The following is a 15141-nucleotide window of genomic DNA, read 5'->3' as shown; positions in this document are numbered from 1 at the left end:
GTGAGCACGTCTGCCATGGCCCCGACCCTACCGGGGCGGCCCGGACCACCCCCGCCGCGGCACGCTCCCGACCGCCCGGGTCATCCGCGCCGCAGCGGGCGGCCCACCGCGTGCAGGTGCGCCAGCCCTTGCCGGTACGACTCGATCAGCCCGGTCTCCGCGTACGGGAGGCCCTGCTCGGCGCAGAACGCCTGGACGATCGGCCGGGCCCGGCGCAGGTTGGCCCGGGGCATGTTGGGGAAGAGGTGGTGCTCGATCTGGTAGTTGAGCGCGCCGAGCGCCACGTCCACGAACCGGCCGCCCCGGACGTTGCGCGAGGTGAGCACCTGCTTACGCAGATAGTCCAGGTCGTCCTCGGCGCTCGGCATCGGCATGCCCTTGTGGTTGGGGGCGAACGCGCAGCCCATGTACAGCCCCCACAGCCCCTGGTGGACGGCGACGAAGAGCAGGGCCTTCGCCGGCGACATCACCGCGAACAGCAGCCCCAGGTATCCGGCGGCGTGCGCGACGAGCAGCACCGCCTCGGCCGCCCGGTGCCGGACCGGGGTACGCCAGCGGCCGTCCGCCCGGCCGGTCACCGCGCGCACGCTCGCCACGTGCAGCGCCAACCCCTCCAGCAGCAGCATCGGGAAGAAGAGCCAGGCCTGCCGGCGGGCCAGCCAGCGGCCGAACCCCCGGGTCGCGGCCGCCTGCTCGGGCGTCCAGACCAGCGCGCCCGCGCCGACGTCCGGGTCCTCGTCGGCGTGGTTCGGGTTGGCGTGGTGGCGGTTGTGCTTCTCCACCCACCAGCCGTAGCTCAGCCCGACGGCGAGGTTGCCGGCGAGCAGCCCGACCAGCTCACTCGGGCCGCGTCGGCGGAACATCTGCCGGTGCCCGGCGTCGTGCCCGAGGAACGACACCTGGGTGGTGGCCACCGCCAGCACGGCGGCCAGGGCCAGTTGCGCCCAGGAGTCGCCGACCGCCACCACCAGCGCCCAGCCGGCCAGGAAGGCGCCCAGGGTGAGGCCGATCCGCAGCGCGTACCGGGCCGGCCGGCGGGCGAACAGGCCGGCCTCGGCGACCCGGCGGGACAGCCGCGCGTAGTCGCTGCCCCGCCGTGCCGGCGCCGTCAACGTCGATGAGGTCATCCGATCCCCGTTCCTCGTCCGCGGCACGCGCCGGGCCGGCGCGACCTTCCGTGATCGAGTCTGGTCGGGACGGTTGCGCTGGGTAATCCTGACAACCCCCCAGTCGGGGGTGGTGTTTTCCCTACCTCATGCCGCCGACCGCGGCGCGCAGCCGGACCACGTCCCGCCGCCGCCGCTCGTACGTGGCGGCCAGCGCGATCAGCGCCAGCCCGCCCAGCCCCAGGAAGATCCAGCGGGGCAGCAGGTCCCAACCCCGGGCCAGCTCGTGCAGCGCGAGCGGCACCAGGGCGGCCGCGCCCAGCACCACGGGCGCCTGCCAGCGCCGGACCGCGCCGCCGAGCACCGCGCCGAGGGCGACGACGCCGAGCGCCAGCCGCCGCCACGGCTGCGGTTCCGGCGCCGCCACCACCGACACCAGGCCGGGCAGCAGCACCGCCGCCAGCCCCGGGCCGAGCGCCAGCCAGCTGTTCAGGCCGGGCCGGCTGCGCAGCGCCACCAGGCCGACGCCGAGGGCCAGCGCCGCCGCCGGCACGGTGTACGCCTCCAGCAGCGTCACCCGGCTGGCCAGCAGTTGCAGCCAGCCGCCGAGCAGCACGCTGCCGCCCGCCACACCGGCGAGGGCCCACCGCCGCGCGCTCGACTCGCCCCGGCGCGGCACCCGCAGCGCCACGGCAACCCCCCAGAGGGTGCAGACCGTCGACGCCGGGCGCAACGCGCCGATGGTGAGCAGCAGCGCGAGCAGGGCCACCGCCTGCGCGGCCGCCTCCAGCGCCACCGCCGGATCCCCCACCCCGGTGCGTGCCGCCCCGGCCCGCACCCGACCGGCGCCGTCCGCCGGCGCCGGACCAACGGTGCCCGCCGGCACCGGACCGGCGGCGGTCGATGGCGCCGGACCACCGGTGCCCGCCGGCACCGGACCGGCACCGTCCGTCGGCACCGGACCAACGGCGCCGGCGGCGGTCGACGGCACCGCGGCGCCCGGGCCGGCCGGCGGCACCCGGACGGTCGTGGCGCGCAGCAGCGGTACCGCGTGCAGCACCGCCACGGCCACCGCCAGCACCGCGAAGGCCGCCGTCCGCAGCGGCAGTCCGGCCGCCAGCGGCGCGGTCACCGCGAACCCGGTGGCCGCCGCCACGGCCGCCAGCCAGCCGGCGAGCCGGGTGCCGGCGTAGCGGCCGGCCGCCCCCGCCACGGCGGCCGTGACCACCACCGCGCCCAGCCCGGCCAGCGTCCCGGCCCGGGTGGCGGCGAGCCCGCCCAGCCCGACCGGGGTGAGCAGCAGCCCGAGCGGGACGGTCACCGGCAGCAGTCGCGGTCGGGGCGCGGCGAGCGCGGCCACCAGCAGCGCGGCCAGCCCGGTGCCGAAGACCACGGCGGGCACCACCGGCCAGGGCGCGCCGGCCCCGGCCAGCAGCACCGGCAGCGCCACCGCGCCGAACGGCAGCGCCGCCGTCGCCGGGCGCCACCACCCCCCGCCCCGCCGACTCCCGCCTGCCGCGCCGCCGGGGTCCGGCGAATCCGCCGCCGGGCGGTCCTCCGGACCGGCGGAGGCCAGGACCGCCGCCGGGCGGCCGGCCGACCCTGGCGCGGTACGGAAGTACGCCGCCGCGGCGATGCCCAGCAGCACCAGCGCCAGCCCGGCGCGGGTGGCGCTCGGCACCGGCCCGCCCTCGGGCGCCCCGGACCAGGGACGTACCGGCAGTTCCCCGAGCACCTCGAGGGCCACCGGAGCGCTGGCCAGCAGCGCCAGGCCGGCCAGCGCGACGCCGACCACCCGCGGGGCGCGCGCCGGCCGGGCCCGGCCACCGGTGGCCACCGCCAGCAGCACGCCCGCCGCGGCGTAGCCGGAGAACGGCTCACCGTTGCCGAGCAGCAGCGGCGCGACGCCGACCGCGGCCAGCGCCACGGCCCAGCCGGTCACCGCGTACCCGTGCAGCTCGGGCCAGCTCCGGCGGACCGCGAGCGTGGCCACGACCAGCAGCGCGACGGCGACGGCCGCGCCGCGCAGTTGCCACCAGGACGGTGCGCCGAGGCCGAGCAGCGCGACCGCCACGCCGGCCGGCACGGCGAGCAGCGCGGCGCCCAGCGCCACCCCGGCGACGGCCGGCTGCGCACCGGCGCCCCGGCGACCCCGGGCCGCCGTCAGCAGGCCCACGGCGGCGAGGACCGCGAGGCCGGCGCCGGCCCCGGCCGGGTCGGCGCGACCGACCAGCAGGGCGTGTCCGAAGAGGACGGCGGCGGCGCCGCCGGGCGCCAGCACGGTGGACTGTTCCGGACGCGCGCGGAACACCGCGCCGAGCAGCAGCGCGCCGGCGGCGACCAGGTCCAGCGCCACCACCAGCGGCCAGGGGGTGTCGGCGACGGCGGGCGCGGCCAGCACCACCAGCGCCCCGCCGATTACCCAGGCCAGCGGCCGGGCGGGGCGGGGCAGCTGCGCCGCGACCGCGCCGGCGGTGAGCAGCACGGCCACCGGCAGCTGCCAGCCCCAGGCCGGCGCCGGCACCGGCGCCGCCCCCGTCCAGGCCGGGTACGCGGCGGCCACGCCGGCCGCCGCGACGAACGAGGTGAGCAGCGTGACGACCGGCCCCAGCCCGGCCGCCACGACCAGCGCGCCCGCCCGGGGGCCGGTGCGCAGCCGCGCCGGCACCGCCCGCGCCACCCCGGACAGTCCGGCCGCCACCAGACCGGCGGCCACCAGCAGCAGCCCGGGGCGCAGCTCGGCCACCGGCCGGAGCAGGGCGGCGGCCAGCACCGGCACCAGCAGCGCGGCGACCGCGGCCCGGTACCCGCGGCTGCCGGCGGCGTACGCCCCCGCGCCGAGGGCCAGCACCACCAGCAGCAGCGGACCGCCGGCCAGCAGCGGCGTGCCGGCGGCCCGCCCCAGCGCCAGCGGGACCAGCGCGCAGCCGGCCGCGACGGCGAGCGCGAGGGCGTACCCGAGCCAGCCGAGCGCCTGCCCCACCGCCGCGGCCGACGGCCCCTGGGTCGCGACCGCACCCCACGGCGCGAGCGCGCCGATCGGAGCGGGACCGGCGGGCGCCGGCGGGTGGACGCGGTTCGGGTCCGGCGGAGCGGCGGCCGGCCCCCCGCCGGCCGCCGTCCCCCCGTGCCGGACCGCCGGGGTGGCCGGCCCCCCGCCGACCACCCCGGCGCCGCCAGGCCCGCCACTCACCGGCGACGCCGGCGTCCCGGCTCCGGCGGGCGCCGGTGAGGTGGCCCGGTTCCGCAGGACGACCACCACCACGAGGTCGCCCAACGCGAGCCCGGTGAGGACCAGCGCCCAGCCGGCGGTCGACGGCGCGGCCGCCGCGGCGGCCAGCGGCAGCACCGGCTGGGCGGTGAGCAGCGCCGCGAACCACGGCCCGGTGAGCCGGCTCAGCCGGGCGTACCCGGCCGCCACCGCGGTGCCCACGCAGCCGACCAGCGCCGCGTAGCGGCTCCCCGGCCAGCCGGCCACCCCGAACAGGTTCACCGACCAGGCGGCGTACCCGTCGAGCAGCACCAGGAGCAGCCCCACCGCGGCGAACGTCTCGGCGGTGCCGCGCAGCCCGCGCCGGTGGGCCACCAGCGGTACGGCCAGGGTGAGCGCGGTGACCGCGAGCAGGATCAGCGCCCGCCCGGCCACCCCGAACGCGGCCCAGGCCACCGCGGTGAAGACCACCGCCGCGGTGCCGAGCAGCAGTCCACCGAGGACGAAGAGGAGCCCCTGCACCGCCCGGGTCGAGGCCTCCGCGCCGCCCGGTCGCACCGGCGCCACCGGACCGACCGGCGACACCGGGCCGACCGGCGACACCGGGCCGACCGGCGACACCGGACCGACCGGCGACACCGGGCCGACCGGCGGCGTCGCGACGACCGGACGCGGTGGCGGGATCTCGCGGCGGATCCGGACGCTCAGGTCCGACCGGCGCTGCCGGGCCGTCCCGAGCCGGGTCGCCAACTCCTGGTACGCCGCCCGGGCCCGCTCCACCTGCGGGGTGAGCGCCGCGATCTCCCGGTCCAGCCGGATCACCTCGGCGGCGGGCGGGTACGGCGGGCGACCGCAGCCGCGGCAGCCGGCCGTCAGGTCGGCGGGGCCGCCGCAGGCGGGGCAGGGATAGCCGGTGTTCTCCACCGGACCAGCATCGGCACCGGCCGCAAGCCGGCACAGAGTAGGCGTACCTAGGGTCGGGTCTGGTCGTGCACCCAGGCGGCGTAGTCGGGGTTGCCGCTCTCCACCCGGGTCACCAGGATCTCCGGGACCTCGTACGGGTGGTTGGCCCGGATCTGCTCGACGAGCGCGTCCACCCGGTCCGGGGCGGTCTTGAACTGCACCGACCACTCACTGCTGGTCTGGATCGCGGACTGCCACCAGTAGGTGCTGTCCACCTGCCCGCCGACCTGGGCGCACGCCGCCGCACGACCGGCGACCGCCGCGGCGGCGAGGACGTCCGCCACCCGGCGGGCATCCACGACCGTCGTCACCACGCAGATCTGCTCCACGATGGCACCCTACGCAACCAGGCGGCTCCCGGCTGGGTCAGCGCGCGGCCGCCCCGTCCCGGTTTGCGGCGATCCACCGGTCGATCCGTGCCCACCAGTCGAAGAGCCAGTCGATGCGTTCCTGCCGGCCGGTCGGCACCTCCTCCGGCGGCACCGACCAGAAGCGCATCACGATCCGCTTGTCCATCGGCAGTTCCCGCCACACGTCGGTGACGGTGAGCATCTGGTCCAGCCCGGTGTGCGCCACGAAGATCACCCCGGCGTCCGGGGCGGAGTCCAGGGCGGCGAGCAGCCCGCCGGGCTGCGGGGCGAGCACGTGGCGCATCCGTTCGGCGCGCCGGGCCATCCGTTCCAGCCCGAGGGCACGCAGCCGGGCGATGGCCCGCAGCCGGCGCTTCGGGGTGAAGTTGCCGCCCTCCGGGAAGATCACGAACGCGTCGTCGTCGTCCAGGTCGGTGGCGAGGTGCCCGATCTGCCGGATCGCCGAGTCGCGGCCGTCCGGTCCCGGCGCGATGAACCGGTTGGGCAGCCGGTTGAGCAGCACGTCGATCGCCGGGTCCCACTGCAGGCTCTCCTTGAGCACGATCCGGGGCTCCCGGTGGAACCAGTTCACCAGCGCGTGGATCAGGATGAACGAGTCGCCCGGCCCGGCGTGCCGGCAGAGCACCAGCTCGGGGCGGCCGGGCAGGGCCGTGTCGGGGTCGGTGCCGACCACGTCGATGGACAACCGCAGCGTCCAGCGGGCCTGCCAGAAGAGCACCCGGAGGAAACGCCCGGCGAGCAGGTAGTGCGCCCGCTGGAAGGCCGGCGACCGCTTGTGTGCCCCGAAGCCGGAGGCCAGCCAGAGCGCGAAGAGGGCGAGCAGCGCGGCCGCGTCCCAGACCAGGTAGACCGTGCCGATCCAGAGCAGCCGCAGCGGGCGCAGCCGCCCCGGCACCAGCGGCGACGCGGCCAGCGCCAGCAACGCCCAGGCGGGCAGGGTGAGCACCACGGCGACGGCGAGCAGCACGACGCCGGGAGCCAGCAGCAGTCGGCGTACCCATCGGGGCGGCAGCGGCATCAGCGCTCCAGGTGGGTGTCCAGGTAGCGGCGGGAGGCGGTGTACGCGCGGCTGATCCGCCGGCCCACCGCCGCCATGTCCCGGTAGGCCCACGGGCTGTCCTCGCGCGGCCCCGGACCACCGGTGGGCAGCACGTGCACCTCCACCCCGTCGGGCAGCGCCGCCATCTCCCGGGCGAACCGGTGCCGCCGGGCGATCTCGAAGGCCACCTGGGCGATCTCCCAGGGCCGCCGGGGCGGGGTCAGCTCACGCTCGATCCGGCCCACCTGGAGCACAAAGATCCGGGTGGCGCCCGCGGCGACCGCCTCACCGACCGGGATCGAGTTGACCACGCCGCCGTCGATGTAGTGCTGGCCGTTGATCTCGGTGGGCGGCAGCAGCCCCGGCACCGAGGCGGAGGCGAGCACCGCCGGCACCAGCGGTCCGCTGTGGAACCAGTACTCGGCGGCCCGCTCGATGTTCGCCGCGCAGCAGCGGAACGGCACCTTGAGATCCGCGAAGGTGGTCGCCTCACCCAGCTCGCTCTCCAGCAGCCGGCGCAGCGGCCGGGGCGAGTGCAGGTGGGTACGGGCGGCGAACCGGCGCAACTGCCGGGCCACCGAGTCGCCGTAGACCTCGCTGGCCTCGGGCGAGGCCCAGAGCCGGACCAGCCGGTCGGTGACCGCCTCGGTCGGGTCGGCGGCCACCAAAGCGCCGTTGACCGCCCCGATCGAGGTGCCGAGCACCATGTCCGGCCGGATCCGGGCCCGGAACAGCGCGCGCAGCATGCCCACCTCGACCGCGCCGAGCACGCCGCCGCCGCCGAGCACGAACGCCACCGGACCGCCTGCCATGCCGTTCATCCTGGCACGCGACCGGTAGCGGCTCCGGCGCGGCCGTCGCGTACGGCGTCCACAGCCCGCCGGCGCGGGCGGCGTATGCATCGTCGACCGCTGATCAGTCAACCGTTGACAGGTCGGACACATTCGCGCAACCTGATACCGCTCCCAAGCCCAGGCAGGTGCGATGTGAAGGCGTCACTGCACGCCGGCAGGCTGCTGGCCCGCAGGTACCGGCTCATCGACCAGATCGGGGCCGGCGGCATGTCGGTGATCTGGCGTACCCGGGACGAGGTCCTCGACCGGGTGGTCGCCGTCAAGGTGCTCGCCCCCTCGCTCGCCGCCGACGCGCGGTTCCGGGACATGGTGCGCGAGGAGGCCCGCTCCGCCGCCCAACTGGTGCACCCGCACGTCACCGCCGTGCACGACTACGGCGAGACGGTGGCCCCGGACGGCAGCATCACCTCGTTCGTGGTGATGGAGCTGCTCGCCGGCGAGGAACTGGAGTATCGGCTCACCGAGGGGCCGCTGCCCTGGCCGGAGGCCGTGGAGGTCGCCGCCCAGGTCGCCGAGGCGCTGGCCGCCGCGCACCGGCTCGGCATCGTGCACCGGGACATCACGCCGGCGAACGTGATGATGACCCGGGTGGGCGCGAAGGTGCTCGACTTCGGCATCGCCACCCGGGTCGGCGCCCCGGACGAGGACGAGGACGGCGGCACCTTCGGCACCCCCGCGTACGTGGCGCCGGAGCGGCTGGACGGGGCACCCGCCCAGCCGGCCACCGACGTCTACTCCCTCGGCGTGCTGCTCTTCGAGACGCTGACCGGGCAGGTGCCGTACCCGGCGGAGACCTGGGAGCAGCTGACCGAGGCGCTGGCCGAGGAGGAGCCGCCCAGCCTGGCCGGTGTACCCGGACTGCCGGCGCCGGTCGCGGAGATCTGCGTGCGCTGCCTGGCCCGCGAACCGCGGCGGCGGCCCACCGCGCACCAGGTGGCGAGCACCCTGCGGGACCAGTTGCTGCCCGCCGACCCGCAGGCCGCGACCATGCTGGCCCCGACCGTGACCCTGCCGGCGCTCCCCGCCGAGCAGCGGACCCAGCCGGGCTCGGCGCGGACCGTCCCCACCGGGCCGGAGGTCGACGCGGCGGCGGCCGGGACCCCGCCCCGGCGGCGCGTCCCGCTGCTCGTGGTCGGCGTCGCCGTGGTGGCGGTGGCCGGCGCCGCGGTGCTGGTGCCCACCCTGCTCCCGGACCGGCCGCAGCCACCCGCCGGGCTGCCGACCGCCGGGCCGGTGGTGGTCCCCTCCGCCACGCCGGCCGACCCGAGCCCGCCGTCGCCCACGCCCTCGCCGTCCAACCCGGCCCGGTCGACGCCCCCGACCAGCGGCACGCCCGCGCCGCCGCCGGTGGTCAGCCTGGCCGAGGCGGCCAACCGGATGGACGGGCTGATCGACGCCGGGCTGGCCGCCGGCCAGATCCGCCGGGACGTCGGGGTGGACCTGCGGAACCTGCTGCGCAACGCGACCGCGGCGTCCGGCGCCGGCGACCTGACCGTCGCGGTGGACCGGCTCCGCGAAAAGATCGACGACCGCCGGCGGGAGGGCAGCATCAGCCCGGAGTACGCCCGTCAGCTCGACGCCGCCGCCGCCGGGCTGGCCGCGGCCCGCAGCTGACCGTCAGCGGACGGCGACCCGCGCGGTCGCCCGCCCGCCCGCCGGCACCGCCCGGCTGGCCAGGAAGCTGCGGTAGACCGATTCGTAGTCCCACGCCATCCGGTCCACCGAGAAGTTCTGCGCCACGTGCGCCACGCAGTCGGCCGGGTCGAGGTGGTCCGCGTCGCGCAGCGCCGCCGGCAGGTCCTCGGGCCGGTCGCAGACCAGCCCGGTCAACCCGGAACGGACCAGTTCCGGCACCGCGCCGCGGCGCAGCGCCACCACCGGCGTCCCGGTCGCCATCGCCTCCACCATCACCATGCCGAACGGCTCGGCCCACTGGATCGGCATGATCAGGCAGCGGGCGTCGAGCAGCAGCCGCAGGGTGGCCTCCCGGTCGGCGTTGAGCACCAGCGTCACGTCGTCGCCGAGCATCGGCTCGACCACCTGCTCGAAGTAGCGGCGCTCGGCCGGCTCGTTGCACTTGCCGGCCAGGGTGAGCGGCAGCCCGGCCGCCCGGCAGGCGCGGATCGCCAGGTCGGGCCCCTTGTCGGGGCTGAACCGGGCGAGCCAGAGCACCGGGCCGCGGCCGGCCACCCGCTTGCGCGGGACGTCCCGCAGCGGCAGGGCGTTGTGCACCGTGCCCACCCAGGGCAGTCCCGGGTTGGCCCGGCGCTGGGCGTGCGAGATCGCGATCAGGCCCACCCCACGGTCGGTGTCGCTGAGCACGGTGCCGTACTCCCCCACCGGATTGCCGTGCACGGTGGCCACGGTGGGCACGGCGCGCCGGCCGGCGACCATCGGGCCGATGGTGGTGTGGTCGTGGACGATGTCGAAGTCCGCGGGCTCGATCAGGTGGTTGACCTGGGCCAGGTGGGCCAGCTCGGGCAGCGACTCGCCCAGCCGGTCGTACTGGAGGTCGCGGCAGGTGGCGACGTAGTCGGCGGCGGTGCCGTGCTGCGGCCCGGCGCCGAACAGGGTCACCGCGTGACCGTGGTCCACGAGCGCGTCGACCAGGCCGGCCACCACCTGCTCCAACCCGCCGTAACCGGGTGGCGGCACCGACAGCCACGGCGGGACGACCATGGCGATCCGCAACGGACGGCCTCCCGACCGGTCCGCCGACGGGTTCTTCACGGCCACGAGCCCTCCCCCGGTGGTCCCTGGCGTGCGTGATCGGCGACGGTTTCCCGACCCGCCGAGCGGTAAACGGCCCCGCCCGGTGGCTCAGCCGGCCACCACGATCCGGTCGTGGACCTCGCGTACGCCCGGCGTGGCCCAGGCGGCCCGCTCCGCCTCCTCCCGCTGCCACCAGGCGCTGACCACCCCGTCGAGCACCACCGTGTCGCCGCTGACCCGCACCTCGATCCGTTCCGTGCCGGTCCGGCGGAAGAGCACCCGTTGCAGGTCCCGCCGGTTCTGCTCGTCGCTGGGCGGGGTGGGCGGGCGCACCTCGACCAGGTTGGTGACCCCGCGTACGCCCCGCAGCCGGCGCAACTCCCGCTCGGCGGTGCGCCGCTGGAAGCCGTACTCCACGTCGCCGCGGAGCATCACCCAGCCGTCGGCCACGGTCACGTCCAGCCGCTCGGCGGGGACGAAGCTGTCCCACTCCAGCGCCCGGCTCGCCGCGATGGCCAGGTCCGCGTCGGTGCGCTCCTCGGTGACCGGCAGCCGCACCGCCAGGTCGCTGGCGACGGCCCGGACCCCGCGTACCCGGTGCGCGCAGCGCTCGGCCGCCCACCGGCGGGCGTAGCTGTCCACCTGGCCGGTCAGCGTGACCACCCCGTCGGCCACGGTCACCCCGATCTCGGCCGGCCGGGTCTGGGCGTCCCAGTCCAGCTCGGCGAGCACGTCGCGCTGGATCTCCGGGTCGGTACGGACGGCGGCAGTGGTGGTCATGACGTCCCCTCCCGTGCGGTTGCGCGTCCCGCCACCGTGCCGCCGGTCCGGGTGAGAGCGGCTCACCCGGACCGGGTGAGCGGGCCGGCCGGGCGGGGGCTCGCCGAGCCGGCGGCGCGAAAAAGGGCGGCGGGGGACGGAACCAACCCCCTTGGCTCCGTACCCCGCCGCCCGTGTGGAGGAGGCAGGTCCTGGTGTTACGACGTCTCGGCGAGCGTCACGGTTGCGTTCTGGGTCGATCCGTTTCGCTTGAACTGCACGTCGACCCGGTCCCCGACCTTGCCGGCCTGCACGGCGCCGACCAGGTCGTTGGAGTCGTTGATGGCCTTGTCGCCGAACTTGGTGATCACGTCGCCGCGCTGGAGGCCGGCCTTCTCGGCGGCGCTGCCGGCGACCACGTCGGAGACCAGCGCGCCGCCGTCCTCCGCGCCGGTCACGCTGACGCCGAGGGACGGGTGGCTGACCTTCTCGCCGCGCTGGAGCTTCTGGGCGACGTCCTTGGCCTTGTTGCTCGGGATGGCGAAGCCGACGCCGATGTTGCCGTTGCTGCCCTGCCCGGCGGTGGCGATCGCGGTGTTGATGCCGATCACCTCACCCCGGGTGTTGACCAGCGCGCCGCCGGAGTTGCCCGGGTTGATCGGCGCGTCGGTCTGCAGCAGCCCGGAGATCGAGCTGGCGGCCTGCTGCGGGCTCTGCTGTTGGCCGCCCTCACCGGCGGCGATGGTGCGGTCGCGGGCGCTGAGGATGCCGGCGGTGACGGAGCCCTGCAGGCCGAGCGGGCTGCCCAGGGCGAGCACCTGGTCGCCGACCTGCATGGCGTCGCTGTCGCCGAACTTGGCCGCCTTCAGGTCGCTCACCCCGCTGGCCTGGACCACGGCGAGGTCGGTCTTCGGGTCGGTGCCGATGATCTTCGCCTGGGCGGTCTTGCCGTCGGCGAAGACCACCTTCACCGTGTCGCCGCTGGCCGAGGCGACCACGTGGTTGTTGGTCAGCACGTACCCGTCGGCGCTGAGGATCACCCCGGAGCCCTCACCGCTGCCCGTCATGATCGTGACGATGCTGTCCTGGACGGAAGCCGCGATCTTCGGCAGGTCGGCGCTGTTGATCACCGGAGCGGCCGAGTAGCTGCGGGTCACGGTGGTGTGCCCGCCCACGGCGAGCGCCAGGGCGCCGCCGGCCACCCCGGAGCCGAGCATCAGGGCGAGCGCCAGGGCGCCGGCGCCGACGAACTTGCCCGCCCGGCTCGGCCGGGCCGGCTGCTGCTGCGCGCCCCACGGCGGGAGCGGCTGGCCGGGCTGGTGCGGCTGCCCGCCCGGGTACGCCTGGTGCTGCTGGTACGGCGGCACCGGACCGGCGCCGTGCGGCGGGTAGCCGCCCTGGTTCGACCAGCTCTGCTGCGCCCCGTACCAGTGCTGTTGCGCCTGGTACGGCGGCGCGGACGCGGTCGCCACCGGCGGCGCGTACGGGCTGGCGGGCTGGGCCGGCACCGCGGCGCGGTCGGCCTCGAGGGCCGGGTGGTGGCCGGGGTCGGCGGTCGGGGCGGCGGTTCCGGCGGCCGGGGAGTCGGCCGGAGCCACCGTCGCGGCCGGGTCGGCGGGGCGCTGCCCGGCGTCCGACAGCTCGGCGGTGGAGTCCGACTGCCCGTTTCCGGTGCGGGGCAGCTCGGCGGTCGGGTGCGACGGCTCGGCGTCGGCGGGAGCCGGCGACCGCAGCGGGTCGGTCTCGTGGTCGGTCATGTCCTCCACCTTTCCCGCCGGCACTGCGACCGGCCTGGAACCTGGCTGAATCTTTTCTGAAAGTCACTCGCCGGACTCGGCGGCCTCCGGCAGCAGCGGCAGCTTCACCCGGAAGGTGGCCCCGCCGCCCGGGGTCTGGACCACCTCGACGGTGCCGTGGTGGGCGGAGACCAGCGCCGCGACGATGGCCAGCCCGAGCCCGGTGCTGGTCGGCCCGCCGGCCCGCCGGGTTCGGGCCGCGTCCACCCGGTAGAACCGCTCGAAGACCCGTTCGGCCTGCTCCGGGGTGAGCCCCGGGCCGGTGTCCGCCACCTCCACCACGGCCAGGTTGCCCGGCTCCGACCGCAACCGCAGGGTCACGGCAGCCTCCGTGGAGGTGTGGGTGAGCGCGTTGGTCATCAGGTTGCCGATCACCTGGCGCAGCCGGGCGTCGTCGCCCAGCACCACCAGCGAACCCGCGCCCGGCTCGATGTCCAGCTCGATCCGGCGGTCCGGGTCGACCGCCCGGGCCGCCTGCACGGCGTCGGTGGCCAGCACCGGCAGCTCCACCGGGGCCAGGGTGATCGGGCGTTCCCGGTCCATCCGGGCCAGCAGCAGCAGGTCCTCCACCAGCAGCCCCATCCGGGCCGCCTCGTCCTCGATCCGGCGCAGCAGGCCGGCGGTCTGCTCCGGCTGCCGGGCCGCGCCCTGCCGGTACAGCTCCGCGAAACCCCGGATGGTGGTCAGCGGGGTACGCAGCTCGTGCGAGGCGTCGGCGATGAACTGCCGCATCCGCTCCTCCGACCGGCGGGCCCGGGCCTCGGACGCCTGGGCCGCCGCGGCGGCGTCCCGGGCGCTCACCTCCGCGGTCCGGGCGGCCGCCTCGGACGCCGCCCGGGCGGTGAAGGCCGCCTCGATCTGGGCGAGCATCGCGTTCAGGGCGCGCGACAGCCGACCCAGCTCCGAGGTGGGGCAGTCGTGTCCCTCCTCCGGGTCGGGCACCCGCCGGGTCAGGTCCCCGCCGGCGATGGCCGCCGCGGTCCGCTCGATCTCCACCAGCGGCTTGAGACTGGTACGCACGATGCCCGCACCGACCGACGCGAGAATGATCATTACCGCCCCGCCCACCAGCAGGTCGATCCAGACCAGCTGCCGGACCGCTTGATCGACATCGGTGATGTGCTGCCCCACCGCCAGCACCCGGCCGTCCGGCAGCTCCTGATAGAGCACCCGCCATCGCCTGCCGTCCTCGGCCCGGACGGTCCTGGGGGCGCCCTCCTGCTCCCGGAAACCCGTCAGGTCCCGCGGGATCGGCGGCAGATCCTCCACCCGCAGGTTCGGGTCATACGCGACGATGGCGGCCCGGTCGTCGTCGGCGAGCGCGACGACGTAATCGGTGGGCAGGGTGGCCGACCGTGCGGTGCCTGCCTCCAGTTCCGGCACCACCTTGCGGAGGTATGCGCTGGCGGCCCGCAGCTCGCCGTCCACCTGCCCGATCAGGTAGTTGTGCAGGAAATATGCGGTGAGGGCGCTGATCACGACGAGCGCCACCGCCACCAGGGCGAGGACCGCGGCGACCAGCTTGACCCGCAGCGGGATACCCCGAAGCTGGGACTTCGCGTCGTGGAGGGCGTTCACGCCGCCGGCTTGCGCAGCACGTATCCGACCCCGCGCAGGGTGTGGATCAGCCGGGGCTGGGTGTTGTCGACCTTGCGCCGCAGGTAGGAGATGTACGACTCGACGATGTTGTCGTCACCGCGGAAGTCGTAGTTCCAGACGTGGTCGAGGATCTGCGCCTTGGAGAGCACCCGGTTGGCGTTGAGCATCAGGTAGCGCAGCAGCTTGAACTCGGTCGGCGAGAGCTGCACCCGCTGGCCGGCCCGGTGCACCTCGTGGGTCTCCTCGTCCAGCTCCAGGTCGGCGAAGGTGAGCCGGGAGGGGGCGTGCTCGCCGGTGGCGGTGCGGCGCAGCACCGCCCGGATGCGCGCGGTCAGCTCCTCCAGGCTGAACGGCTTGGTGACGTAGTCGTCGCCGCCCAGGGTGAGCCCGCGGATCTTGTCATCGGTGGCGTCCCGGGCGGTCAGGAAGACCACCGGGGTACGCGTGCCGCCCTCGCGGAGCATCCGGATGACCTCGAAGCCGTCCAGGTCGGGGAGCATCACGTCGAGCACGACCAGGTCGGGGCGGTGGTCCTTGGCGGCGTTCAGCGCCGCGCTGCCGCTGGTGGCGGTGGCGACGTCGAAGCCGGCGAAGCGCAGGCTCGCGGAGAGCAGTTCGAGGATGTTCGGGTCGTCCTCGACGACGAGCAGTCTGGCCTCGGTCTGGGTAGCCACCATGGCACCCATCATCCGCGCTCCGGCTGCGGTCCCGCTGGGTGGATCCTGCAAACA

At 76.2% G+C, this 15141-nt stretch carries 11 protein-coding genes; 1 reads left to right on the top strand and 10 read right to left on the bottom strand.

Annotation, left to right across the window (positions count from 1 at the left end; translation table 11 throughout):
* Nucleotides 1–80: 80 nt before the first annotated feature.
* The 5 genes from ACIBPB_RS21710 to ACIBPB_RS21690 all read right to left on the bottom strand — a co-directional run bounded on the left by ACIBPB_RS21710 (nt 81) and on the right by ACIBPB_RS21690 (nt 7502).
* A complete protein-coding gene (locus ACIBPB_RS21710) occupies nt 81–1127 on the bottom strand; it encodes a fatty acid desaturase family protein (protein WP_396841331.1) in 1047 nt (348 codons plus the stop codon).
* Between the two features lie 121 nt (nt 1128–1248).
* Nucleotides 1249–5241, bottom strand: coding sequence for an SCO7613 C-terminal domain-containing membrane protein (locus ACIBPB_RS21705; protein WP_396841330.1), 3993 nt, complete (start codon nt 5239–5241; stop codon nt 1249–1251).
* Nucleotides 5242–5288: 47 nt separating this feature from the next.
* A complete protein-coding gene (gene cutA / locus ACIBPB_RS21700; RefSeq protein WP_357321035.1) occupies nt 5289–5609 on the bottom strand; it encodes a divalent-cation tolerance protein CutA in 321 nt (106 codons plus the stop codon).
* Nucleotides 5610–5646: 37 nt separating this feature from the next.
* Nucleotides 5647–6669, bottom strand: coding sequence for a 1-acyl-sn-glycerol-3-phosphate acyltransferase (locus tag ACIBPB_RS21695; protein WP_396841329.1), 1023 nt, complete (start codon nt 6667–6669; stop codon nt 5647–5649).
* The gene (locus tag ACIBPB_RS21690; RefSeq protein ID WP_396841328.1) at nt 6669–7502 is read right to left on the bottom strand and encodes a patatin-like phospholipase family protein; all 834 of its coding nucleotides are present in this window, start codon (nt 7500–7502) and stop codon (nt 6669–6671) included. Before ACIBPB_RS21690 ends, ACIBPB_RS21695 begins: the two co-directional genes overlap by 1 nt.
* A 174-nt stretch (nt 7503–7676) precedes the next feature.
* Between ACIBPB_RS21690 and ACIBPB_RS21685 the strand changes: the two genes are divergently transcribed.
* Nucleotides 7677–9158, top strand: coding sequence for a protein kinase (locus ACIBPB_RS21685; protein ID WP_396841327.1), 1482 nt, complete (start codon nt 7677–7679; stop codon nt 9156–9158).
* Nucleotides 9159–9161: 3 nt separating this feature from the next.
* On the opposite strand, the gene ACIBPB_RS21680 is transcribed toward ACIBPB_RS21685, so the two are convergent.
* The 5 genes from ACIBPB_RS21680 to ACIBPB_RS21660 all read right to left on the bottom strand — a co-directional run bounded on the left by ACIBPB_RS21680 (nt 9162) and on the right by ACIBPB_RS21660 (nt 15087).
* Nucleotides 9162–10223, bottom strand: coding sequence for a glycosyltransferase family 4 protein (locus ACIBPB_RS21680; RefSeq protein WP_396841541.1), 1062 nt, complete (start codon nt 10221–10223; stop codon nt 9162–9164).
* A gap of 141 nt (nt 10224–10364) precedes the next feature.
* Entirely contained in the window at nt 10365–11036 is a 672-nt protein-coding gene (locus tag ACIBPB_RS21675) for a BON domain-containing protein (protein ID WP_396841326.1), read from the bottom strand.
* Between the two features lie 197 nt (nt 11037–11233).
* Nucleotides 11234–12772, bottom strand: a complete 1539-nt coding sequence (locus tag ACIBPB_RS21670; RefSeq protein ID WP_396841325.1) for a trypsin-like peptidase domain-containing protein — start codon at nt 12770–12772, stop codon at nt 11234–11236.
* A gap of 63 nt (nt 12773–12835) precedes the next feature.
* Nucleotides 12836–14389 carry an ATP-binding protein gene (locus tag ACIBPB_RS21665; RefSeq protein ID WP_396841324.1) on the bottom strand — a complete coding sequence of 518 codons (1554 nt, stop codon included), beginning with the start codon at nt 14387–14389 and terminating at the stop codon, nt 12836–12838.
* Nucleotides 14386–15087 carry a response regulator transcription factor gene (locus ACIBPB_RS21660; protein ID WP_046571468.1) on the bottom strand — a complete coding sequence of 234 codons (702 nt, stop codon included), beginning with the start codon at nt 15085–15087 and terminating at the stop codon, nt 14386–14388. Before ACIBPB_RS21660 ends, ACIBPB_RS21665 begins: the two co-directional genes overlap by 4 nt.
* Nucleotides 15088–15141 lie beyond the last annotated feature (54 nt).

Origin of the sequence: Micromonospora sp. NPDC049836, from assembly GCF_044465125.1 — a bacterium.
Lineage (GTDB): Bacteria > Actinomycetota > Actinomycetes > Mycobacteriales > Micromonosporaceae > Micromonospora.
The sequence above is the reverse complement of the archived record's forward strand: the minus strand, read 5'-3'. Positions and strand labels throughout refer to the sequence as shown.